Source organism: Burkholderia seminalis (assembly GCF_001718535.1).
Taxonomy (GTDB): Bacteria; Pseudomonadota; Gammaproteobacteria; order Burkholderiales; family Burkholderiaceae; genus Burkholderia; species Burkholderia seminalis.
The window spans coordinates 3,237,411-3,259,758 of sequence record NZ_CP013398.1 but is presented as its reverse complement, the minus strand read 5'-3'; the positions used below and the strand labels follow the sequence as shown (position 1 = coordinate 3,259,758).

Annotated in this window: 18 protein-coding genes; 2 read left to right on the top strand and 16 right to left on the bottom strand. The window is 67.7% G+C overall.

Annotated features, from left to right (window positions below; all coding sequences use genetic code 11):
• Positions 1 to 241: 241 nt before the first annotated feature.
• The 5 genes from WJ12_RS14745 to aceK all read right to left on the bottom strand — a co-directional run bounded on the left by WJ12_RS14745 (position 242) and on the right by aceK (position 5,527).
• On the bottom strand, positions 242 to 1,507 hold the full coding sequence (locus WJ12_RS14745) for a dienelactone hydrolase family protein (protein ID WP_059558844.1): 1,266 nt from the start codon (positions 1,505 to 1,507) through the stop codon (positions 242 to 244).
• Positions 1,508 to 1,613: 106 nt separating this feature from the next.
• Positions 1,614 to 2,051, bottom strand: coding sequence for a YchJ family protein (locus tag WJ12_RS14740; RefSeq protein ID WP_034189161.1), 438 nt, complete (start codon positions 2,049 to 2,051; stop codon positions 1,614 to 1,616).
• A gap of 39 nt (positions 2,052 to 2,090) precedes the next feature.
• Positions 2,091 to 2,768: an SDR family oxidoreductase gene (locus WJ12_RS14735; protein ID WP_034189162.1), complete on the bottom strand. Its 678-nt coding sequence runs from the start codon at positions 2,766 to 2,768 to the stop codon at positions 2,091 to 2,093.
• 102 nt (positions 2,769 to 2,870) lie between these two features.
• A complete protein-coding gene (gene can / locus WJ12_RS14730) occupies positions 2,871 to 3,641 on the bottom strand; it encodes a carbonate dehydratase (RefSeq protein ID WP_034189163.1) in 771 nt (256 codons plus the stop codon).
• A 68-nt stretch (positions 3,642 to 3,709) separates the two neighbouring features.
• Entirely contained in the window at positions 3,710 to 5,527 is a 1,818-nt protein-coding gene (aceK, locus tag WJ12_RS14725; RefSeq protein WP_034189164.1) for a bifunctional isocitrate dehydrogenase kinase/phosphatase, read from the bottom strand.
• Between the two features lie 304 nt (positions 5,528 to 5,831).
• Here aceK and WJ12_RS14720 point away from each other — a divergent pair, with 304 nt between their 5' ends.
• Positions 5,832 to 6,911 carry an MBL fold metallo-hydrolase gene (locus tag WJ12_RS14720; RefSeq protein ID WP_034189165.1) on the top strand — a complete coding sequence of 360 codons (1,080 nt, stop codon included), beginning with the start codon at positions 5,832 to 5,834 and terminating at the stop codon, positions 6,909 to 6,911.
• Positions 6,912 to 6,927: 16 nt separating this feature from the next.
• Here the strand turns inward: WJ12_RS14720 and WJ12_RS14715 are convergent, their stop codons facing one another.
• The 6 genes from WJ12_RS14715 to argS form a co-directional block, all read right to left on the bottom strand.
• Positions 6,928 to 8,571: an ABC-F family ATP-binding cassette domain-containing protein gene (locus WJ12_RS14715; protein ID WP_069245713.1), complete on the bottom strand. Its 1,644-nt coding sequence runs from the start codon at positions 8,569 to 8,571 to the stop codon at positions 6,928 to 6,930.
• Positions 8,572 to 8,762: 191 nt separating this feature from the next.
• Entirely contained in the window at positions 8,763 to 10,358 is a 1,596-nt protein-coding gene (locus WJ12_RS14710) for an ABC transporter substrate-binding protein (RefSeq protein ID WP_034189167.1), read from the bottom strand.
• 326 nt (positions 10,359 to 10,684) lie between these two features.
• Positions 10,685 to 11,458: an SDR family oxidoreductase gene (locus WJ12_RS14705; protein ID WP_049032404.1), complete on the bottom strand. Its 774-nt coding sequence runs from the start codon at positions 11,456 to 11,458 to the stop codon at positions 10,685 to 10,687.
• A 19-nt stretch (positions 11,459 to 11,477) separates the two neighbouring features.
• Complete coding sequence (locus WJ12_RS14700) at positions 11,478 to 12,116, bottom strand: thiol:disulfide interchange protein DsbA/DsbL (RefSeq protein WP_034189169.1); 639 nt, start codon at positions 12,114 to 12,116, stop codon at positions 11,478 to 11,480.
• A gap of 70 nt (positions 12,117 to 12,186) precedes the next feature.
• Positions 12,187 to 13,071, bottom strand: a complete 885-nt coding sequence (locus WJ12_RS14695) for an SPOR domain-containing protein (protein ID WP_059558836.1) — start codon at positions 13,069 to 13,071, stop codon at positions 12,187 to 12,189.
• A gap of 81 nt (positions 13,072 to 13,152) precedes the next feature.
• Positions 13,153 to 14,934: an arginine--tRNA ligase gene (gene argS / locus WJ12_RS14690; RefSeq protein ID WP_059558831.1), complete on the bottom strand. Its 1,782-nt coding sequence runs from the start codon at positions 14,932 to 14,934 to the stop codon at positions 13,153 to 13,155.
• 200 nt (positions 14,935 to 15,134) lie between these two features.
• On the opposite strand from argS, the gene WJ12_RS14685 reads away from it, so the two are divergent.
• Complete coding sequence (locus tag WJ12_RS14685; RefSeq protein ID WP_011353361.1) at positions 15,135 to 15,458, top strand: DUF1840 domain-containing protein; 324 nt, start codon at positions 15,135 to 15,137, stop codon at positions 15,456 to 15,458.
• A 307-nt stretch (positions 15,459 to 15,765) separates the two neighbouring features.
• Here the strand turns inward: WJ12_RS14685 and WJ12_RS14680 are convergent, their stop codons facing one another.
• From WJ12_RS14680 to WJ12_RS14660, 5 genes are all read right to left on the bottom strand, one after another.
• Entirely contained in the window at positions 15,766 to 16,353 is a 588-nt protein-coding gene (locus WJ12_RS14680; RefSeq protein ID WP_034189172.1) for a hypothetical protein, read from the bottom strand.
• A 163-nt stretch (positions 16,354 to 16,516) separates the two neighbouring features.
• On the bottom strand, positions 16,517 to 19,234 hold the full coding sequence (metH, locus tag WJ12_RS14675; RefSeq protein ID WP_049030054.1) for a methionine synthase: 2,718 nt from the start codon (positions 19,232 to 19,234) through the stop codon (positions 16,517 to 16,519).
• 39 nt (positions 19,235 to 19,273) lie between these two features.
• Positions 19,274 to 20,341, bottom strand: coding sequence for a homocysteine S-methyltransferase family protein (locus tag WJ12_RS14670; protein ID WP_059558828.1), 1,068 nt, complete (start codon positions 20,339 to 20,341; stop codon positions 19,274 to 19,276).
• A 201-nt stretch (positions 20,342 to 20,542) separates the two neighbouring features.
• Positions 20,543 to 20,800, bottom strand: a complete 258-nt coding sequence (locus WJ12_RS14665; RefSeq protein ID WP_006477667.1) for a BTH_I0359 family protein — start codon at positions 20,798 to 20,800, stop codon at positions 20,543 to 20,545.
• Positions 20,801 to 21,054: 254 nt separating this feature from the next.
• Entirely contained in the window at positions 21,055 to 22,320 is a 1,266-nt protein-coding gene (locus tag WJ12_RS14660) for a DUF3108 domain-containing protein (protein WP_059558824.1), read from the bottom strand.
• Positions 22,321 to 22,348 lie beyond the last annotated feature (28 nt).

Genomic DNA, 22,348 nt, shown 5'->3' with positions numbered 1-22,348 from the left:
AGAAAAATATCGCGGGCCGCGCGCCGGCATGACCGGGAAAAACGGGGATCGAAGACGGGCGCGAGGGGGCGGCGTGACGCCACGCACGCGAGGCGGCGGCCGAATGGTCTACGGAATCAGCGGCGAACAGGGGCGGCCGGCAGGGCAGGCGAGGCGGCATGCCGCATGGCCGCGAGCAGGGGCAAGGCAGAAGGAGGTGCCGGATCGGGCGGAACGGGCGCGGCGGACGATCCGCCGCGCGTCAGCGCGAAGCGAGTGCGTGCGTATCGGCGTCGCGCGTGTTGGCGTCGCCGTTGTCGGCCGTCTGCGCCGTGTTCCACACGACCCGGTCGTTGACCGCATACAGCCGGCACGCGCCCGCGCCCTGCTTCGCGCAGTTGTCGAGCGCGAGCGCCATCGGGTCGTCGCCGCCTTCCGCCCACGACCACGCGCCTTCCGACGATACCGCGAACGCGCGGCTCGGATGCTGGTTCAGGAAGCGGCGATAGCCTTCGCGGCCGGCTTCGTCGACATACGGCACCGCGTTGACCGCATCGATCGACGCATAACCGGTGGCCTTCGGCTCGTGCGGGTTCGCGACCGCGTAGCGCACCGAGGTCGGCAGGTTCAGTTCCGCGAGGAACGCATGCACGGCCGGCCACCACACGGGCACGCCGTCGCGATCGACGATCAGGCGGTGCGCGTCGTCCTTGTAGCGGCCGAAATCGATGAACAGCGCCTGGGTGCCGTGCGACACGTACGCGTCGTGCATCTGCGCGACGAGTGCGGGCGTCCAGACCGAATCGTTGTCGCCGTACAGCCACAGCGAGCGCACGGCCGTGTGCGCGCCGTACTGATCGAACGCATCGACCAGGTTGCGCTGCCAGCCGTCGCACAGGTCCTGGCGCAGCCCGCCCGAGAAGTTGATGATGCCGCGCACGCCCGGCGCGGCTTCGGTGCCGTACGCGACCGACGCGAGGCCGCCGTGCGACGTGCCGGCGACGACGATGCGCGACGCATCGACGTACGGCTGGTGCGACATGTAGCGCACCGTCGCGTCGACGTCGGCGGCCTGCGCGAGGCCGTTCTTGCCGACGTTGCAGCCTTCCTGCTGGTACGTGCCGCCCGAGCCGGCGAAGCCCTGGCGGTTCGGCGCGATCACCGCATAGCCGCGGCGCACGAATTCGCGCGCGAACGCGAGCGGCCGGCTGCGCGGCTGCAGATGCAGATCGCCGGTGTTCTTGCCGTGGTTGAAGACGACGAGCGGGAACGGGCCGGGGCCGTCCGGCTTGAAGAGCGTCGCCTCGAGCGTGACGGCGCCCGAAGCGTCGGCCGGGATGCGGAGAATCTGTTCGTTGAGATCGGCCGCGACCTGCGGCAGGTTCGAGTCGCCGTAATCGAAGCGCTCGGCATGGGCGAGCGAGCCGCTCGCGCCCGCACCCGGCGTTGCGTTCGGCAGCGCACCGGCCTGAGCGGCCGACAGCGCACCGGCCGCCATCCATCCCACCAATACCTTGCTGAACGCCATTCGTAAGCCCTGCCATGCAACATGACCAATTCGAGGTCATCCTAGCCCGACAAAATCGGGTTGTGCAATGCGGGAATTACCCGGCGTCTGACACAGCAACTATTTGTCAGCGATCACTTACTTCGCCGTCGACGTAACGCCAGAAACCGTGCTCGTCGCGCTCGAAACGGCTCGTCTCGTGGAGCCGGTGAGCGCGCCCGCCGACCTTGTAGCGGGCCACGAATTCGACCTCCGCGTGGCGTTCGTCGAGCGGCGCATGGCGTTTGACCGCGAGGCCGAGCCAGCGCGGCGCGTCGGGGGCGTCGGGGTCGGTATCGAGATCGGGCGGGCAGGTGCGCGCGGCCCAGGTTGCGCGCAGGTAGTCGGTCGCGCCGAGTACGTACGCGCTGTACCGCGAGCGCATCAACTCGAGCGCGGTCGGCGCGGCCTCGCCGCCGTCGATGAAGCGGCCGCAGCACGCCGCATAGCGCGGCGCCGGCGCTTTGCCGGCGGGCGCGGGGGACGCGCCGCCGCACGGGCACGCGTCAGGTCGGTTCAAAATCATGCGAAACGGGAATTAACGACGTTCGGTTGTCGGTTCGGCTCACCAGCTCAGCTCGATGCCGTCGTACTGGAAGAAGCGGCCGTTGGCCTGCGACACGTCCGCACCGGATTCCGCGATCACGCGGCGCATGCCGGTCACGCTCGTTTCCGGGTCGATCGCGGCCTGCGCGCCGCCCATGTCGGTGCGCACCCAGCCGGGGTGCAGCGAGATGCACGCGGCATGGCGCGTCTGCAGCGACGCGATGCGCAGCGCATCGTTCAGCGCGGCCTTGCTCGCGCGGTACAGCCAGCCGGTCGTGCCGGTCGCCTCGGCGATGCTGCCCATCCGGCTCGACACGACCGCCAGCACGCCGCGCGCGTCCTCGACGAGCGGCAGCAGGATCGGCAGCAACTGCATCGGCCCGCGCACGTTCGTATGCATCACCGCGTCGAAATCCTCGGCCGTGATCGTCTCGACGCCTTCGGTGCGCGGCCCGTACACGCCCGACACGAGCACGGCCGCATCGAGCCGTTCGCCGTCGAGCTTCCAGCCGAGCGCCGCGATCTGCTCGGGCCGCGCGATGTCGAGCGCATGCGCGTGCGCGCCGAGCGCGCGCAGCGCGTCGAGCGACGCTTCGTCGCGCGCGGTCGCGATCACGTTCCAGCCGTCGCGCCGGTATTGCCGGACGAATTCGCGGCCGAGGCCGCGCGATGCGCCGACGATCAATACGGTTTTCATGCCCGTCGCTCCTTTCCTGGGCGCCGCCTGGGCGGTGCCGGTGTCAGATCCGTTCGAAATGGGTCGCGGCCACGTGACGGCGGCCGCCACGCGCATGCCGCGTTACTGCGCGTCGTCGCACGGCTTCAGCGTGGCGGCGACCGCCTGCGCGACGCCTTCGAGCCGCCGCGCGGCGTCCGCCGCGATCATGTCGTTGTCCGGCGCGTGGTTGCCGCCGGCGGTGAGCGCGGCCACGCAGCGCTTGTAGGTCTCGTCGAGCGCGTCGAAGTTCGACACGGCCATCCCGAGGTTGCGCATCCGGCCGTCGTGCACGCCGTACACGAGCCCGTGCACGGTGAGCGACTGGCCGCGGGCCCACGCGTCGTTGACGATCGTCGTGCGGCATACGTTGACGACCTGCTCGATCGCGTTCAGCTCGATCAGGCGGCGATAGCGCGCTTCGCCGACCGGCCAGTCCTCGAGCAGCGCCGCGTGACGCTCGCGCACGTCCTGCACGTGATGCAGCCAGTTGTCCGCGAGGCCGACGCGCCGGTTGAGCAGCGCCGCGTTCACGCCGGAGCAGCCGTAGTGGCCGACGACCATGATGTGCTTCACGCGCAGGATGTCGACCGCGAACTGGATCACCGACAGGCAGTTCAGGTCGCTATGCACGACGACGTTCGCGATGTTGCGGTGCACGAACACTTCGCCCGGCGGCAGGCCGATGATCTGGTTCGCGGGCACGCGCGAATCCGAGCAGCCGATCCACAGGTACTCCGGCGCCTGCTGGTCGGCGAGGCGCGCGAAGAATTGCGGATCGTCCTCGAGCTTGCGCTTGACCCAGGCTTCGTTGTTGTCGAACAGATGTGAGAGCGGATTGTCTGGGGTATTCATCGGTGTGGATTCCGTTGACGGAAATCGGATCGATATCGGATCGATCGGCAGGTTCGGTGTCCGCGGCGTCAGGCGGCGCGCTGCGCGTCGCCTTCGCCGTCGTTCTGGTCCGTCGCGCCGAAGCGCGCGGGGTAGCGCACGTTGAAGCGCAGCGCTGCGTCGTACGGATAAAAATCGGGCAATTCGCCCTGCATCAGGCGGTCCTTGCTCGCCTGCCACAGCGCGGGATCGAAGAAGTCCGCGTGGTGCTTCATGAACACGTCGCGCACGCGCGGGTCGCCGAGCAGGAACGGTCCGTAGGTCTCCGGAAAGATGTCGTGCGGGCCGACGGTATACCACGGTTCGCCGGACAGCTCGTCTTCCTCGTTGCGCGGCGGCGGCACGCGGCGCACGTTGCAGTCGGTCAGGTACTCGATCTCGTCGTAGTCGTAGAACACGACGCGGCCGTGGCGCGTGACGCCGAAGTTCTTGTACAGCATGTCGCCCGGGAAGATGTTCGCCTTCATCAGCTCCTTCACCGCATTGCCGTATTCCTTCACGCCGTGCTCGACGTCCGCGTCGCTGCCGTTCTGCAGGTACAGGTTCAGCGGCGTCATCCGGCGCTCGATGTACAGGTGCTTGATCACGAGGTTGTCGTCCTCGTATTCGAGCAGCGACGGCACTTCCTTCTCGAGCTCGCGCACGAGCGCGTGGTCGAGCCGCGCGAGCGGCAGCGCGACGCTCGAATACTCGAGCGTGTCGGCCATCCGCCCGAGGCGGTCGTGGCGCTTCACGAGCTGGTACTTCTCCATGATCTGCGCGCGCGTCGTTTCCTTCGGCGGCGGGAAGTGGTCCTTGATGATCTTGAACACGTACGGGAACGACGGCAGCGTGAACACGAGCATCACGAGGCCCTTGATCCCGGGCGCGATGATGAAGCGGTCGCTCGAATGCGACAGGTGGTGCAGCAGGTCGCGGTAGAACAGGTTCTTGCCCTGCTTCTGCAGGCCGACCGACGTGTAGATCTCGGCCTTCGGCTTGCCCGGCATGATCGTGCACAGGAAGTCGACGTACGCGGACGGCACGCCCATGTCGACGAGGAAGTACGAGTGCGAGAAGCTGAAGATGATCTGCAACTGGTCGCGGCGCAGCAGCACCGTGTCGAGCGCGAGCAGGCCCGGCCGCACGTGGCGGATCGGCACCGCGAACGGCAGCACGCGGTCGGCGTTGATGATGCGGCCGATGATGTACGCGCTCTTGTTGCGGAAGAACAGCGACGACAGCACGTGGATCTGGAAATTCGGCGCCGCGTCGAAGTGGCCGAATTCGTCGTCGATCGCCTGCATCACGCAGCCGATGTCGCGCGGGAGATCCTCGAACGCCGGTTCGAGCTGGAAGTTCGTGACGACGCGCTCGAGCGTGGCGGCGAGCCCGTCGGTGCCCGGATAGTACGCGCGGTAGGTCGGTTTCGCGGCCGGCTCGTCGTTCTCGAGATACTCGGTCGAGATCGCCGGGCGCACGAAGATGAAATCGTTGCTGAAGTACGACCGGTGCAGGATCTTGCAGCACACCGAATTGAAGAAGGTTTCCGCGCACTCGGGCTGGCGGTGCGACGTGAGCAGGCCGATGTAGTGCAGCTTGATCTGCTGCCACACTTCGTCGTCGATGTTCTCCGCGTCGTATTCGTCTTCCAGCAGCTCGACGCATTCCTGCACGCGCTCGTCATATGACGTGATCCGCTCGCGTGCGAGCCGCTGCAGCCCGTGCCAGTCGGAATGCTCGAACAGCGTCTTCGCCTCGACCGCCGCTTCGCGGAAGATCCGGTAATGGCGATCGAAGTATTCGAGCATCGTCTGCGCGACGTCGAAACCGATCTGCGACGACAGCAGTTTGGGGAAGTGATTCATCGCGTGCAGGCTCGTTCGGGAGGGGCTGTAAGCACTCGCCATTTTAGCGCCCAAGTCGGCGTTTCAATGACTTTCGGGGTGACGCGCCAACGGCGTCCAATCGGCGCGTTGTTCACCGTTGCGTGCCGTTCGGTGCATCTTCGCGTAAAGATACGGGTACGGAACCGATTCTGGCACGAACTTTTTTTGACCGCCCGGCCGCCGCCGGGCACGCGTTCCGCACGACGGCGATAGAATCGACGCACCGCCCGCCGTGCCTGCCGCCGGCGGGCATTCGCACCGATAACGACGAGACGCCCCACCGATGAACGCACTGGAACACCAACTCGACTATCCCTTCGCCGACACGCTGCCTGCCGCGGGCGACACGTTCGAGGTCGCGCCCGGCGTGCGCTGGCTGCGCATGCCGCTGCCGTTCTCGCTCGACCACATCAATCTCTGGCTGCTGCGCGACGAGATCGACGGGCAGCAAGGCTGGACGATCGTCGATTGCGGGATCTCGTCGGACGCGATCCGCGCGCACTGGGAGCAGATCTTCGACACGCATCTCGACGGCCTGCCGGTGCTGCGCGTGCTGGTCACGCACTGCCACCCCGATCACTTCGGCCTCGCGAACTGGTTGTGCGAAGGCGGCGACCAGGGCCGCTGGAACGTGCGGCTGTGGATGACGCTCGGCGAATACATGTTCGGCTGCCTGATGGCGGCCGGCAACGGCTCGAACGCGGGCGGCGCGGCCGCCGCCGATCATTTCGCGCGCCACGGGCTGACCGATCCCGCCGCGCTCGACAAGCTGCGCAACCGCCGCGGCTACTACTCGGATCTCGTGCCGGCCGTGCCGCCGCGCTACCGCCGCCTGCGCGAAGGCGACGCGGTCGGGATCGGGGCGCGCACGTGGCGCGTCGTCACCGGTTTCGGCCATTCGCCTGAACATTGCGCGCTGCACAGCGAAGCGGACGGCGTGCTGATTTCCGGCGACATGGTGCTGCCGCGCATCTCGACGAACGTGTCGGTGTTCGACCTCGAGCCGGAAGGGAACCCGCTCGCGCTGTACCTGCAGTCGCTCGGCCGCTACGAGACGATGGCGGCCGACACGCTCGTGCTGCCGTCGCACGGCAAGCCGTTCCGCGGCGTGCGCACGCGCATCGCGCAGCTGCGCGAACACCACGATGCGCGGCTCGCCGAAGTGCGGGTCGCGTGCGCGGAAAAGCCGACGAGCGCGGCCGACATCGTGCCGATCATGTTCCGCCGCCGCGAGCTCGACATCCACCAGATGACGTTCGCGCTCGGCGAGGCCCTCGCGCACCTGAACCTGCTGTGGCTCGCGGGCGAGCTCGTGCGCGAGCAGGGCGACGACGGCGTGCTGCGGTTCCGCGCCGCCGGCTGAGCGCGCTTCGTCGTCCTTACACGACGGGTTCGTAGCGCCACCCGTCGCGATGCCATTGCATCGTGTGCGTCGGCTCGAGCGCGGCGAGAAACGCGGCGTCGTGCGACGCCACCACGATTGCGCCGGGGAAACCGGCCAGCGCGGCTTCGATCGCACGCACCGATTCGAGATCGAGGTGATTGGTCGGCTCGTCGAGCAGCAACAGCTGCGCGGGCGTGCCGCGCCACAACGCACAGGCGAGCGCGGCCTTCAGCCGTTCGCCGCCGCTCAGCTGCCGGGCGGGCTGCGTCGCGCGCGTTGCATCGAGCTGCAACAACGCGAGACGGCTGCGCAGGTCGCCTTCGGCGAGCGGTGTATCGAGCAGCCCCAACTGCTCGACGATCGAATGCTCGGGGTCGAGCAGCGCGAGCCGCTGGTCGAGATAGGCGGCGCTGACGTGTGTCGTGCAGGCACCTGAGCGCGGTTCGAGTTCGCCCGCGAGCATCCTCAGCAAGGTCGATTTGCCGCAGCCGTTCGGGCCCGTCAGCGCGACGCGCACGGGGCCGCTCGCGGACCACGTGATTTCGCCGGTGCCGCCCGCGACGCGCCACGGCGGTTGCGCACGGTCGAGCGTGAACAGCTGGCGGCGCGCGCTGACCTCGGTACCCGGCAGCGATACGAGCACGGGGGCATCTTCTTCGACGCGCGCGGCCGCTTCCTGCACGCGTTCGTCGAGCGTCGCCTTGAAGTCGCCCTGTTGACGCCGGACGGCCCCCATGATGTTGCGCGCCGCCCCCTTGCGGCTTTGCTTCGCCCCCGACGACAGGTTCGCCGTCTTCGCGTCGCGCAGCGATGCGGCCGCGTGACGCTGGATCGTGTCGTGTTCCTGTTCGAGCCTGCGCCGTACGCGCCCGCGCTCGGTGCGTGCATGGTCGAGCGCCGCTTGGGCGGCCTGCTGCGCCGCGTCGCGCTGCGCGCGGTAGAGCGCGTAGTTGCCGCCATACGAGCGCGCACCGTGCGGCGTCAGCTCGACGATGCGCTGCACGCCGGCGAGCAGCGCACGATCGTGGCTGACGATGACGACGCCGCCGCGCCAGCCGTCGAGCGCCGCGCGCAGCCACGCGCGGCCCGGCGCGTCGAGATGGTTGGTCGGTTCGTCGAGCACGAGCAGGCCGGCGCCGGACAGCAGCGCGCCGGTCAGCGCGACGCGTGCGCGCTGGCCGCCGCTCAGCGCATGAGCGGGCGTGTCGGGGCGCACGTCGCGCAGGCCCGCCGCATCGAGCGCCGTGCGCAGCCGCTCCGCGAGATCCCAGCGATCGCCGATCAAGTCGAAATCTTGAGGCTCCGCGCGGCCGTGCGCGAGACGCGCGAGCGCGCCGAGCGGCACGTCGAGCGCGGCGACCTGCGCGACGGTTCGCGGGCCGGCGGCGGCGAGCGCGTCGTGCTGCTGCGCGACGTAGACGACGGGCGTGTGCCGCTCGATGGTCCCCGCGCTCGGCGCGCGGCGCCCCGCGATCAGTTGCGCGAGCAGGCTCTTGCCGACGCCGTTGCGGCCGACGATGCCGGTCGGCGTGCGATCGATGGTCAGGTCGAGCGAATCGAACAGCGTGACGCCGTCGTCGAAGCGGAAGGAAACGTGATGAAGCGCGACGAGCGCGCCGGCGGGCGTGGCTGCAGCCATGAGCACCTCCAAAAATGCGTGAAGACCTTCGCGCGCGGCGTGCGTGGCACGGGCGGCGAAAACATTTCGGGAAGGCTTAGTGGTTCACTTTGGCTGGCGTCCGGTAGGAGGAACAGGCGCGCAGTGTAGCAAGCGGCGCGCGCGGGTCGCAAGCGAGCGGCGCGGGGCCGTCGCTTGCGCGCCACGCGCGGTTACTGCACGGCCACCGTCGTGAAGTTCTGGCGTCCGAACGGACTCACGTGATAACCGCCCACGTTCGTGCGTGTGAGCGCGGCGGCCGTCGGGTAGCCGAGCGGGATCCACAGCGCCTGGTCGTGGATGATCTTCTGCGCCGATTCGTACAGCTTCGCGCGCTTCGCCTGATCGGCCGTCGACTTGCCGTCGGCGATCAGCTTGTCGAGCTGCGCGTCGCAGAAGCGCGCGAAGTTGATGCCCGACTTCACTGCATTGCAACTGAACAGCGGCGACAGGTAGTTGTCCGGATCGCCGTTGTCGCCGGCCCAGCCCATGAACAGCATGTCGTGCTGGCCGAGCTTCGCCTGCTTGATCAGCTCGCCCCACTCGATCACCTTCACGTCGGCCTTCACGCCGATCTTCGCGAGGTCGGCCTGCAGCAGTTCCGCGCCGACCTTCGGGTTCGGGTTCAGCACGCTGCCGGTCGGGCGCGTCCAGATCGTCGTCGAGAAGCCGTTCGGGAAGCCGGCCTGCGCGAGCAGCTGCTTCGCCTTCGCGGGATCGTACGGATACGGCGCGACATCCTTCGCATAGCTCCACGTGTTCGGCGGGTACGGGTTGTTCGCGGCCGTCGCGGTGTTGTCGAACACGACCTTCAGGTAGGTCGCGCGATCGAACGCGAGGTTCAGCGCCTCGCGCACCTTGTCGTTGTCGAGCGGCTTCTTCTGCGTGTTCAGCGCGACGAACGCGGTCATGAACGCGGGCGTCTGCACGACCTTCAGCGCGCTGTCGCCCTTCGCGGCGAGCACGTCCTGCGGCTTCGGCGACAGCGCGATCTGGCATTCGCCGGCCTTCACCTTCTGCAGCCGCACCGACGGGTCGGGCGTGATCGCATAGATCAGCCGGTCGACCTTCGGCTTCGTGCCCCAGTACGTCGGGTTCACGTCGTAGCGGATCAGCGCGTCCTTCGTATAGCTCTTCAGCACGAACGGGCCGGTGCCGACCGGCTTCGCGTTCAGGTCGGCCTGCTTGCCGGCCTTCAGCAACTGGTCCGCGTATTCGGCCGAATAGATCGACGCGAAGCCCATCGTCAGGATCGGCACGAACGTCGCGTTCGGCTCGTTCAGCACGAACTTCACGGTGCTGTCGTCGACTTTCGTGACCGACTTCACGAGCTTCACGAGGCCCATCGACTGCGCGTGCGGGAAGCCGCTCGCGCCGGCCACCTTGTGCCACGGGTTCGAATCGTCGAGCATCCGCGTGAACGTGAACACGACGTCGTCCGCGTTCAGCGCGCGGCCCGGCTTGAAATAGTCGGTGGTCTGGAACGCGACGTTCGGGCGCAGGTGGAACGTGTATGTGAGGCCGTCGGCGCTCGCTTCCCATTTGTCGGCGAGCGCGGGCACGACCTTCTTCGCGGCTTCGTCGTAGGACACGAGCGTGTTGAAGATCACGTCGGCCGATGCGTTGGTCGTGACGAGCGAGTTGTACTGCACGACGTCGAAGCCGTCCGGGCTCGATTCCGTGCAGACGGTGAGCGGCTTGGCGGCGGCGAGGCCGGGGGCGGCGAGGGCGGCGGCAACGGCGGCCGCCGCGAACAGCTTGACGTGCATAGGATCTCCCACGTGGCTTGTGTTTTTTGCTGGGTGACGGATGCGGGCGCGGCCCGGAAGCGGGCAGGGCCGGCGCGGCTGGCGAATAGCATACCGTCAAAGCGCGCGACGCGTGAAAAAAGGCGCCGGAACGCGGCGAATTGACCGAAAAACGGCTGCGTTCGCGACGGAACGGGTGTTGATGCGGCGCAGGCGCGGGGAGGGGGGCGGGCGGACGGCGAAGCGGACGGGCGCGGCGAGGGCGCCTCGGAAGGTGACGCGGAACCGACGCGTCGACGGCGACGATACGGCCCGGCGCACGTCGCGCGGGCCGCGCCGACGCCTCGTCAGTGCGCGCCGGCCTTCGGCTTGCGCGGCGCCTTTTCGAACAGGCGGTCGTACAGCCAGCGCGGCAGCACGTGCAGCACCTTCGCGACGACGCCCATCTGCCACGGAATCACGCGGAACGCGTGCTGCCGCGCGATCGCGCGCGCCGCGCGTGCGGCGAAGCGGTCGGCGTCCATCAGGAACGGCATCCGGTACGGGTTGTGCGCGGTCATCGGCGTGCGGATGTAGCCGGGCGCGATCGTCACGACGCCGACGCCGGCCGGGCGCAATTCGACGCGCAGCGATTCGAGATACTTGATCGCGGCCGATTTCGACGCGCTGTACGCGCCGGAGCCCGGCAGGCCGCGCACGCCGGCGACACTCGCGACGCCGACCAGCGTGCCGTGGCGGGCGGCCGTCATCGGGCCGACGAACGGCTCGAACGTCGCGACCATCCCGTAGTAGTTGATGTCCATCACGTCGCGGAACGTCGCGAGGTCGCCCTGGCCCGTGACGGCGCCCTGGCTGATGCCCGCGTTCGCGATCACGACGTCGGGGCAGCCATGCGTCGCGATGAACGACGCGGCGGCCGTCGCGAGCGCGTCGGCGTCGCGCACGTCGGCGGAATAGACGGAGATGGACAGCTTGGGGAAGCGCCGCGCGAACGCATCGAGGGCATCGGTGCGCCGCGCGACGAGGGCGAGCGTGGCGCCCTGGCGGGCGTATTCCTCGGCCATCGCGAGGCCGAGGCCGCTCGACGCACCGGTGATGAAGACCTTCAGCGGAGTAGTCATGCCGGTGCGCGGACGGGGATCAGAGCTTCTTGTCCTGAACCTGCTTCACGAGGAAGTCGAGCACCTGGGCCGTGCCCGGGATGCTGTTCGTGTAGGCGGGGCCCGTCTTGTACTTGCCCTGGACGACGACCGTCGGCACGCCGTCGATCGCGTAGTCCTTCAGCAGCTTGGCCGACTGGTTCACCTCGCCCTGCACGCTGAACGAGTTGTACGCGTCCATGAACTGCTTCTTGTCGACGCCTTGCGTGGCCAGGAAGTCGGCCTGCGCCTGCGGCGTCAGCAGGTAGTTCTTCTGCTTGTGGATCGCGTTGAAGATCGCCGGCGTGACCTTCTCGGCGATGCCGAGCGCGGACACCGCGTAGAACAGTTTCGAGTGCGGAACGAAGTCGTCGCGGAACGCGACCGGCACGCGCTTGAAGTCGATGTTGTTGCCCTGTTTCTTCACCCAGGCCTCGATCGTCGGCTCGAATTCGTAGCAGTGCGGGCAGCCGTACCAGAAGAACTCGATCACCTCGACCTTGCCGGCCGGCGCGGACGCCGGCTGCGGCGACTTCATCACCTCGAAGTCCTTGCCGGCGACCGGCGCGGCGGGCGAAGCGTGGACGAGGCCGGCGGCCAGGCCCAGGGACAGAAGGAGCGTGCTAAGCAGTTTTTTCATGTTGTGAACGTCGAATCAGTTGCTCGGGTTACGGAACGTAACGGGTTCTGCGTGGGCTCGGCCGGTTGGCTTACTGCTTCGTGAAGCGGATCACAGCCGTGTCGACACCTGCGTCGGACAGGCGCTGACGGGCCGAGTTCATATCCTCGAACTTCGAGAACGGGCCGACGCGCACGCGGAAATAGGTCACGCCGCTGACGTCGCGCTTCGACACCTTCGACTCGAAGCCCTGGAAGCCGAGGCGCGCGCGCTGCTGCTCGGCGTCGCCTTCGGTCTTGTACGCGCCCACTTGCAGGAAGTAGCCGGTGTTCGCGTCGTTCGCGGTCGGCGGCTTCGCGGCCGCCGCGGCGGCAGCCGACGACGTCGGCTTCGGCGTGTTCGCGGCCAGCTGCTGTTGCTGCTTTTGCGCGGCGGCCTGCTGCGCCTGCTTCTGCGCGGCGAAGCGTGCGAGGTCATCCTCGCCGCCTTGCTGCTGTTGCTGCGCCTGTTGCGTCTTCTTCGGCGGCGTGGTGTCGGCCGGCTTCGGTGCGACGGCGACGCCGTTGCCCGACGACGTATTGTTCGATGCCGCGGTGTTGTTCGAACCGCTGGTGCCGTTCGGGTTGCCCGACGGCGGCACCTCGACGATCTGCGGCTCGGGCAGCAGGCCGCCCTGGGTCTGGTTCGCGGCCTGGCCGGGCGCGGTGTTCGGCGGTGCGGGCTGCGCGGCCTGCGGCACCGGCTGGCCGGGCGTCTTGCCCTGCAGCGCGCGGTTCGGGTCGAACTGCTGCGGCTGGCTCGCGCCGTTGTCGGCCGGCGGCGGCGCGACCTTCGACACGAACGGAGACGGCGAACGCGTGATGTAGAGCGCCACCACCACGGCGATCGCCAGGCCGACGATCAGGCCCAGCACGATTCCAAGAAATGTCCCTCCGGCTTGTTTCGATTGCTTCGAAGTTCGGCGTGGTTGTGCCATTGCTTGAGTCACCTGCAAAAAGAATCGTGAAAAGGCCGCGGCAGGCGCTGCCGCGGCCATTCGCTGCCCGGATCGGGCTGCTTACATCTTGGCGGGCGCGGACACGCCGAGCACCGCCAGGCCGTTCTCGAGCACCTGCCGGGTCGCGGCGAGCAGCGCGGCGCGCGCATTGCGCGGCGCTTCGTCGTCGACCAGGACGCGCTCCGCATTGTAGAACGAGTGGAATTCGCCAGCGAGATCGCGCAGGTAGAACGCGACCGCGTGCGGCGCCAGCTCGTTCGCCGCGTGCGTGAGCATGTCCGGGTACTCGGCCAGCTTCTGCATCAGCGACGCCGCCTGCGCGCTCGTCAGCTGCGACAGGTCGGCGCCCGGCAGCTGCGCGACGTCGACGCTGTAGCGCGACTTCAGTTCGTTGAGCACCGAGCAGATCCGCGCATGCGCGTACTGGACGTAATAGACCGGGTTTTCGTCGTTCTGTTTCAGCGCGAGGTCGATGTCGAACACGAATTCGGTATCGGCCTTGCGCGAGATCAGGAAGAAGCGCACCGCGTCGCGGCCGCGCGTGATGGTGGCCTCGTCGATCAGGTCGGGTGCCGCTTCCTGGCCCGCCGCCGCGCCGCCCGACCATTCGATCAGGTCGCGCACCGTCACGTAGCTGCCCGCGCGCTTCGAGATCTTCACTTCCTGGCCGTCGCGCATCACGGTGACCATCTTGTGCAGCACGTAGTCGGGATAGCCCTTCGGAATCCCGATGTGCAGCCCCTGCAGGCCGGCGCGCACGCGCGCGATCGTGCCGTGGTGGTCCGAGCCCTGGATGTTGATCACCTTCGTGAAGCCGCGCTCCCACTTCGTCACATGGTACGCGACGTCCGGCACGAAGTACGTGTACGTGCCGTCCGACTTGCGCATCACGCGATCCTTGTCGTCGCCTTCGTCGGTCGTGCGCAGCCACAGCGCGCCGTCCTGCTCGTAGGTCATGCCGGCCTTGATCAGCGCGTCGACCGTCTTCTCGACGCGGCCTTCGCTGTACAGCGACGACTCGAGGTAGTACTGGTCGAACTTCACGCCGAACGCCTGCAGGTCCATGTCCTGCTCGCGACGCAGGTACGTGACCGCGAACTTGCGGATCGCGTCGAGATCCTCGACGTCGCCCGTGCCCTTGACCGGTTCGCCGTCCGACGCGGCGACCGTCTCGCCGTTCAGGAAGTCGCGTGCGATGTCGGCGATGTATTCGCCGTTGTACGCGGCTTCCGGCCAGCCCGCGTCGCCCGGCTTCAGGCCGCGTGCGCGCGCCTGCGTCGAGATCGCGAGGTTGCCGATCTGCACGCCGGCATCGTTGTAGTAGAACTCGCGGTGCACCGCGTAGCCCTGGCTCGCGATCACGTTCGCGAGCACGTCGCCGAGCGCGGCCTGGCGGCCGTGGCCGACGTGCAGCGGGCCGGTCGGGTTCGCCGACACGAATTCGAGCAACACTTGCTTGCCTTTTTCGCGATCCGACGTGCCGAACGCGCGGCCCTGGTCGAACACGGCGGCGATCACCGCCTGCTTCGCGGCGGCCGACAGGCGCAGGTTGATGAAGCCGGGGCCGGCGATCTCGGCGGCTTCGACGAGGCCTTGCGCGGCCGGCTGCGCGGTGAGCGCGGCGACGATCTGTTCGGCGAGCTGGCGCGGGTTCGTGCCGAGCGGCTTGGCGAGCTGCATCGCGACGTTGCACGCGACGTCGCCGTGCGCGGCGACCTTCGGACGCTCCAGCGTGATGGTCGGGGCGACGGACGCCGCATCGGCGCCTTTCAGCGCGTGTGCGACCTGCTTGACGCTATCCGCGAGCAGGGCTTCGAGGGTCTGTTTGTGTGCTGGCAGCATGCTGGTAGAAGGCTTCGTTGGTGGCGGCCGGAAACGCCGGCCCGCCGGCGCGCTTTTTAAGCGCGCGTTTCAGGGATCGCAGAATTTTAACAGGTGCTAATATGCCGCTCAGGCGGTCCGCGTCCGCGAGGCCGGACGCCGGTCTGCCAGCGTTCCCCAACCGCGCCGCGCAGGCACAACAAGATGAAAAGGGAATTGTCATGATTACGTTCAAGAGCAAGGCGGCACAGGATCTCGACGTGCTGAAGGATTTCGCCGTGTACGTGCTGGGCCTCGTCGGCAAGCAGCTGGGCGAGCGCGGTGTGATTACGCACGACGAGCTGGACCACGCGATCGCCAAGCTGGAAGGCGCCGTTGCGCAGGCGAAGCAGGAACGCGCCGAGCATGCCGGCCATTTCCACGAGGACGAAGCCGACCACGCGCACCACGAAGTGCCGCCGAGCCTGGCACAGCGCGTCGCGCCGTTCCTCACGATGCTGCGCGAGGCGAAGGCCGGCGAGGCCGACGTGCACTGGGGCTTCTGAGCTTCGTTGCCCGGCGGGTCGCAAGACCGGCAACGCAAGAAAAAGCCCGCGTTCGAGCGGGCTTTTTCTTTTGTCTGATGAAAATCGCGCCCAGCAGGGATTTACCTGAAATCGGGGACGGCGTGCATGGCGCTTGCCTTGACCGACAGGCGAAATTCCTTATAATTCAACGCAAGACCATGTGAAAGCGGGTGCGAAAACATGGCGCCGCCCGAGCAATCGGGTCCCACCGGGAGTGGGTATTTCGTCGAAAGACGGAAAGAGAGTCCCGCATGCGACGGCTGCCGAAAGGCGGCCGTCGGTTTTTCTATGCCCGGATCCTGCGGCCTTCCAGGCTTGCACGCAGCAATGTGCGCAATGCGACCTTCCGGGCTTCCCGCTGGCGTCGATTCAGCCCGCCGTCCAGCATGTAGGCCGACTGCACGCGCAGGATGAGCCGGCGTTTCCTGATCCGGTCCTTCGACACCTCGAAGAACACGGCGTACACGCGTTGCGTGCCGTCCGATGCGACCGCTTCCACCGTTACGAAGTTGGGTTGCCGTTCATCGGCGACAACGATCCGGCGCGTCGCCAGCCCGACGATCACGTCGCGCAACAGTTGCCGTGACGCGCGATACCGGTCCGCGCACAGCACGCGTGTCTCGCGGCCGTCGTCGTAGATCTCGTCGTCTGGTATGGCGTCGCGGGGGCGCCCGTCCCACTTGAAACTGCGCGTGAAGCAGTGACAGGAGAACAGGACCAGGACCGTTACGTCGAAGTCGGTCTCCAGATCGCATGTGAACGTCAACGGACGCAAATGATTCAGGTCCCAATGTTCGCCGCGGTAGCGTGTCGGCGGGAACGGGCTGGCGGCGTCGAGCGGCGTTTCGGTGATCCTGATCTCGAAGTTCGGCATGGCGGCGAGTGTCGGGCCAGGACGCCGGCTAGCGCCGGTTTCCGCAATCTCGATCGGCAAATATCAAGATTAGGTATCCTGATTTATAGGTTCGATATGCAACGCGCCCCGTGATCGGGGCGCGTGACGGCGAGACGCGGCTGGCGTGCCGCGGCTCGATCGGTTACAGCTGCGGCGCGAGCGCGCGGCGCGCGTCGTCGAGCGACAGCGCCATGCGCCGCGCGTAATCCTCGAGCTGATCCTGCCCGATTTTGCCGACCGAGAAATAGCGGCTGTCCGGATGCGCGAGGTAGAAGCCCGACACGCTCGCGGCCGGCAGCATCGCCAGCGAGTCGGTCACGCTCATGCCGATCTCGTCCGCATGCAGCACGTCGAACATGTCGCGCTTCACGAGGTGATCGGGGCAGGCCGGGTAGCCGGGCGCCGGGCGGATGCCCGCGTACTTTTCCGCGATCAGCGCGTCGTTGTCGAGCGTCTCGCCGCTCGCGTAGCCCCACAGCTCGCGGCGCACGCGCGCGTGCATCGCTTCGGCGAACGCTTCCGCGAAGCGGTCGGCGAGCGCCTTCAGCATGATCGCGCTGTAGTCGTCGTGGTCGGCTTCGAACTGCTTTTCCTTCACGTCGACGCCGAGGCCGGCCGTCACCGCGAACATCCCGATGTAGTCGGCCACGCCCGACGCCTTCGGCGCGATGAAGTCGGCGAGCGAACGGTTCGGCCGCATCACGCCGTCGACCACCGGCCGCACGCTCTGCTGGCGCAGGTTGCGCCACGTGAGCAGCACTTCCGAGCGCGATTCGTCGCTGTAGATCTCGATGTCGTCGTCGTTGACGGTGTTCGCCGGCAGCAGCGCAATCACGCCGCTCGCGGTCAGCCAGCGACCCTGGATCAGGCGCGCGAGCATCGACTTCGCGTCGGAGAACACGCGCCGCGCCGATTCGCCGACGATCTCGTCGTTCAGGATCGCCGGGTACGGGCCCGCGAGGTCCCAGGTCTGGAAGAACGGGCCCCAGTCGATGTAGTTCGCGAGCTCGCCCAGGTCGTAGTTCTTGAACACGCGGCGGCCGATGAACTTCGGCTTCACCGGCGTATAGCCGGCCCAGTCGACCTGGGTCTTGTTCGCGCGCGCCTCGGCGAGCGTGACCATCGGCTGCGCCTTGCGGTTCGCGTGCTGGTCGCGGATGCGTTCGTAGTCGGATTTCAGCTCGTCGAGGTACTTCGCCGCGCCTTCGTCGGACAGCAGGTTCGACGCGACCGACACCGAGCGCGATGCGTCCGGCACGTAGACGACCGGGCCTTCGTAGTGCGGCGCGATCTTCACGGCCGTGTGCACGCGCGACGTCGTCGCGCCGCCGATCAGCAGCGGGATCTTCTTCACGCGGAAGTAGTCGTCTCGCTGCATTTCGGACGCGACGTACGCCATTTCCTCGAGGCTCGGCGTGATGAGGCCCGACAGCCCGATGATGTCCGCGCCCTCGACCTTCGCCTTCGCGAGGATCTCGTTGCACGGGACCATCACGCCCATGTTGACCACTTCGAAGTTGTTGCACTGGAGCACGACCGACACGATGTTCTTGCCGATGTCGTGCACGTCGCCCTTCACGGTCGCGATGACGATCTTGCCCTTCGCGCGCACGTCGCCGCCCGCTTCCGCGAGCAGGCGCTTTTCTTCCTCGATGAACGGGATCAGGTGCGCGACGGCCTGCTTCATCACGCGCGCCGACTTCACGACCTGCGGCAGGAACATCTTGCCCTGGCCGAACAGGTCGCCGACGACGTTCATCCCGTCCATCAGCGGCCCTTCGATCACGTTGATCGGACGGCCGCCGGCCGCGGCGATCTTCGCGCGCGCTTCCTCGGTGTCCTCGACGATGAAGTTCGTGATGCCGTGCACGAGTGCGTGCGCGAGGCGCTTCTCGACCGGCTGGTTGCGCCACTCGAGGTTCTCTTCCTTCTTCGCGGCGCCGGTCTTGAACTTGTCGGCGATCTCGAGCAGGCGGTCGGTCGAATCCGCGCGGCGGTTCAGGATCACGTCCTCGACGCGCTCGCGCAGTTCCGCGTCGAGATCGGCGTACACGCCGAGCTGGCCCGCGTTCACGATGCCCATGTCCATCCCGGCCTGGATCGCGTGATACAGGAACACGGTGTGGATCGCCTCGCGCACCGGGTCGTTGCCGCGGAACGAGAACGACACGTTCGACACGCCGCCGCTCACCTTCGCGTACGGCAGGTTCTGCTTGATCCAGCGGGTCGCCTCGATGAAGTCGACCGCGTAGTTGTTGTGCTCCTCGATGCCCGTCGCGACCGCGAAGATGTTCGGGTCGAAGATGATGTCTTCCGGCGGGAAGCCGACTTCGTTCACGAGGAAGTCGTACGAGCGCTTGCAGATCTCGGTCTTGCGCTCGAACGTGTCGGCCTGGCCCGTTTCGTCGAACGCCATCACGACCGCGGCCGCGCCGTAGCGGCGGATCAGGTTCGCGTGGTGGCGGAACGCGTCCTCGCCTTCCTTCAGCGAGATCGAGTTCACGATCGCCTTGCCCTGCACGCACTTGAGGCCGGCCTCGATCACCTCCCACTTCGACGAGTCGATCATGATCGGCACGCGCGCGATGTCCGGCTCCGATGCGATCAGGTTCAGGAAGCGCACCATCGCCGCCTTCGAATCGAGCATCGCCTCGTCCATGTTGATGTCGATCACCTGCGCGCCGTTCTCGACCTGCTGGCGCGCGACGGCGAGCGCCTCGTCGAACTGGCCGTTGAGGATCATCCGGGCGAACGCCTTCGAGCCGGTGACGTTGGTGCGTTCGCCGACGTTGATGAAGAGCGTCCCGGGCGTGACGTTGAACGGCTCGAGGCCGGCAAGGCGCATCATGTGATCGGTCATGGCGGTGCGAATTCTGGTGATGAAGGACGTGGGGGGCGGTCAGGCGTTGTCGCTGTACTGGTTCGGCCAGCGGCGCGGCTTCACGTCGGCGAGCGCCTTCGCGATTTCGGCGATGTGTTCGGGCGTCGTGCCGCAGCAGCCGCCCGCGAGGTTCACGAGCCCGGCCTGCGCGAATTCCTTCAGCAGGCCCGACGTGACGTCCGGCGTTTCGTCGAAGCCCGTGTCGCTCATCGGGTTCGGCAGGCCCGCGTTCGGGTAGCACGACACGTAGGTGTCGCACAGCTTCGCGAGCTCGGCGATGTACGGGCGCATCAGCGCCGCGCCGAGCGCGCAGTTCAGGCCGAACGTGAGCGGCTTCGCATGGCGCAGCGAATTCCAGAACGCCTCGACCGTCTGGCCCGACAGGATCCGGCCCGACGCGTCGGTGACGGTGCCCGAGATCATGATCGGCAGGCGCTCGCCGGTATCCTCGAACAGCTCGTCGAGCGCGAACAGCGCGGCCTTCGCGTTCAGCGTGTCGAAGATCGTCTCGACGAGGAACAGGTCGACGCCGCCGTCGAGCAGCGCCTTCGCCTGCTGGTAGTACGACGTGCGCAACTCGTCGAACGTGACGTTGCGCGCGCCCGGATCGTTGACGTCGGGCGAGATGCTGGCCGTCTTCGGCGTCGGCCCGATCGCGCCCGCGACGAAGCGCGGCTTGTCCGGCGTTGCGTATTTCGCGGCCGATTCGCGCGCGAGCCTCGCCGACTCGACGTTCATCTCGACGACGAGATCTTCCATCCCGTAGTCGGCCTGCGCGACGGTCGTCGCGCCGAACGTGTTGGTCTCGACGATGTCGGCGCCGGCCGCGAAGTACTGGTCGTGGATCTCGCGGATGATCTGCGGCTGCGTGAGCGACAGCAGCTCGTTGTTGCCCTTGATGTCGCGCGGGAAATCCTTGAAGCGCTCGCCGCGATACGCGGCTTCGTCGAGCTTGTAGCGCTGGATCATCGTGCCCATCGCGCCGTCGAGGATCAGGATGCGCGATTTCAGCAGCGCGGGCAGTGCGGCGCCGCGCGTGTAGGGCGCGTCGAGCGGGACGGAAGCGGCGAGAGGGGTCGCAGACATGGGCGGAAGACCGGCGAAGACGGAAAACCGCCATTGTAGCCGGTGCGCCTGGGCGCCGCCCGGCCTTGCGCCGCGCGGGCGGCCCGCCAAATGAAAACCCCCGCCGGCGAACCGGGCGGGGGCGTGATCGGAGTGCTCGCGGGGGCCGCGCGGCGTGCGCGGCGAATGGCCCGGCCGCACGAGGCGCCGGGCCGCGGGTCGTCAGTGCAGCACGACGGGCATCATCATCAGGCTGTCGAATTGTCCGAGGAATTCGTCGACCTCGTCGAGCGACGGCTCATCCTCGATCAATTGCTTCACGTGTGCGCGGAATCGTTCGGCAAGCTCGCCGTCGATGAAGATTTCGCGCTGCGCGTTCTTGTCGACGATTTCGTATCCGCCGGCATTCATCAGATGATGGCCGGCCTGCGGCGCGAATTCGACGACGCAGTAGTTGGGGCTGTTGTAGATCATTTGCATGGCGGCACTCCTCTTCGCAGTGGCATCTGGCCTTGTTGTCCCCTAGGTGGGGCGAGCCTTGCCGGTTTCAAGGGGCTTGCGCTGCACACCCCGTTCCCGTTTGCGTGGGGTGTATCGGTTAGAAGCCGATATCGATGAAACGTTTCCCATTGTCTGCCGGTGGACGGAAATAGTTGTTAAAGAGTGTCATCGGCTATTTCACGGGAATCTGTAATCGGTCGAAATTGCCGAATCGCGTGCGCTTACGCTCGGGTTCACTGTGTGACAGTCGAAGCAGCCGGCGGCGCAGCCGGTTGGGCGGGCGGTTGCACGGCGGCCGGCGGCACCGGTTGGGCCGGTTCCGCGGCCGGTGTGGGCGAGGCCCCCGGCGCCGGCGCACCGGCGGGCGCGTTCGTTGCGCCGCCCGGCGGCGCGGCGTCGGCCGGCACGCTCGGCGCCGCGAGGGGGCCATGCCACACCAGCTCGATCTGTGCACCGTTCGGCTCGGTCTGCATGAGCCGCGCGGGCAGCCAGCCGAGCGACGGCGCGAGCCACATGTCGATGCGGCGCGTATCGCCGTCCCGGCGCGGCAGGCGCATGAAGTGCCGCGCGTCGATGATGCCGGCCTGCGTCTGCACCTGCTCGTCGCCGATCACGGCGATCGGCCAGGTCTCGCCGCTGTTGTTGTCGATCACGAAGAACTGCTGCGTGACGCCCGGCTTGTACGCGGACGGATTGCCGCGCACGAGCCCCGACAACTGCATCAGCATGCTGAAGCGGTCCTGCACGCCGTCGGGCAGCGGTGCGTTGTTCGGCGTGCGCGTGAACACGACCTGCCGGATCTCGCGGTTGAAGATCGCGATGTCTTCCGGCCGCTTGCCGCGCTTCTCGACGTAACGGTCGGGCGCGATGCCGAACGCGTCGATGCGGCCTTCGCTGCGATAGGTGAACGGGCCGACGAACGGCACGGGCATTGACACCGACAGGTCGTACGTGTGCCCGTCGGTGCGCCAGCGGATCGTGCCGATCATGTTCTGCATCCCGTTGTAGAACGTGTCGTATTGCAGGTCGCCGGACGGGGGCGCGGCGAACTTCACGCCGCTCGTTGCAGGGCCCGGCGTCGCGGCGCTGCCGGCGCCGGCGGCCGATGCGGCTTGCGCGCCCGACGCACCCGGTACGCCGCTCGCCGCCGACGCGGCGGCAGGCGGCGGTTCGCCGTGCTCGGCCGTCTGCGTCGACGTGAGGACCGGCTCGGGCGCCGGCGCGGGTTTCGGCGCGGCAGCCCTGGGCGTGGCGGGGGCCGGGCGTTCGACCGGCTTCGGCGCCGGCGGGGCAGGCTGGCGCTCGATCGGCCGCGGTTTCAGCAGCTCGATCTGCACGGGGATTTCGGCGGGCGGCGGCGTGAACGATTCGCGGCTGCGCATCAGCCAGACGGCGGCGAGCGCATGCAGCACCAGCACGACGACGAGCGCGACGGCCACGCGCAGCCAGCGGCGGGGCAGGGCGTGACTCGGGCGGATGTCGGCGGGCTGAATGGGCATCGGAACAGGATCGGGGCGGTCGCGTGAC

What these genes read in the sequence shown, in the direction of transcription:
- WJ12_RS14745 (WP_059558844.1), bottom strand. Translation starts at nt 1,507, where the DNA reads ATGGCGTTCAGCAAGGTATTGGTGGGATGGATGGCGGCCGGTGCGCTG.
- WJ12_RS14740 (WP_034189161.1), bottom strand. Translation starts at nt 2,051, where the DNA reads ATGATTTTGAACCGACCTGACGCGTGCCCGTGCGGCGGCGCGTCCCCC.
- WJ12_RS14735 (WP_034189162.1), bottom strand. Translation starts at nt 2,768, where the DNA reads ATGAAAACCGTATTGATCGTCGGCGCATCGCGCGGCCTCGGCCGCGAA.
- can (WP_034189163.1), bottom strand. Translation starts at nt 3,641, where the DNA reads ATGAATACCCCAGACAATCCGCTCTCACATCTGTTCGACAACAACGAA.
- aceK (WP_034189164.1), bottom strand. Translation starts at nt 5,527, where the DNA reads ATGAATCACTTCCCCAAACTGCTGTCGTCGCAGATCGGTTTCGACGTC.
- WJ12_RS14720 (WP_034189165.1), top strand. Translation starts at nt 5,832, where the DNA reads ATGAACGCACTGGAACACCAACTCGACTATCCCTTCGCCGACACGCTG.
- WJ12_RS14715 (WP_069245713.1), bottom strand. Translation starts at nt 8,571, where the DNA reads ATGGCTGCAGCCACGCCCGCCGGCGCGCTCGTCGCGCTTCATCACGTT.
- WJ12_RS14710 (WP_034189167.1), bottom strand. Translation starts at nt 10,358, where the DNA reads ATGCACGTCAAGCTGTTCGCGGCGGCCGCCGTTGCCGCCGCCCTCGCC.
- WJ12_RS14705 (WP_049032404.1), bottom strand. Translation starts at nt 11,458, where the DNA reads ATGACTACTCCGCTGAAGGTCTTCATCACCGGTGCGTCGAGCGGCCTC.
- WJ12_RS14700 (WP_034189169.1), bottom strand. Translation starts at nt 12,116, where the DNA reads ATGAAAAAACTGCTTAGCACGCTCCTTCTGTCCCTGGGCCTGGCCGCC.
- WJ12_RS14695 (WP_059558836.1), bottom strand. Translation starts at nt 13,071, where the DNA reads ATGGCACAACCACGCCGAACTTCGAAGCAATCGAAACAAGCCGGAGGG.
- argS (WP_059558831.1), bottom strand. Translation starts at nt 14,934, where the DNA reads ATGCTGCCAGCACACAAACAGACCCTCGAAGCCCTGCTCGCGGATAGC.
- WJ12_RS14685 (WP_011353361.1), top strand. Translation starts at nt 15,135, where the DNA reads ATGATTACGTTCAAGAGCAAGGCGGCACAGGATCTCGACGTGCTGAAG.
- WJ12_RS14680 (WP_034189172.1), bottom strand. Translation starts at nt 16,353, where the DNA reads ATGCCGAACTTCGAGATCAGGATCACCGAAACGCCGCTCGACGCCGCC.
- metH (WP_049030054.1), bottom strand. Translation starts at nt 19,234, where the DNA reads ATGACCGATCACATGATGCGCCTTGCCGGCCTCGAGCCGTTCAACGTC.
- WJ12_RS14670 (WP_059558828.1), bottom strand. Translation starts at nt 20,341, where the DNA reads ATGTCTGCGACCCCTCTCGCCGCTTCCGTCCCGCTCGACGCGCCCTAC.
- WJ12_RS14665 (WP_006477667.1), bottom strand. Translation starts at nt 20,800, where the DNA reads ATGCAAATGATCTACAACAGCCCCAACTACTGCGTCGTCGAATTCGCG.
- WJ12_RS14660 (WP_059558824.1), bottom strand. Translation starts at nt 22,320, where the DNA reads ATGCCCATTCAGCCCGCCGACATCCGCCCGAGTCACGCCCTGCCCCGC.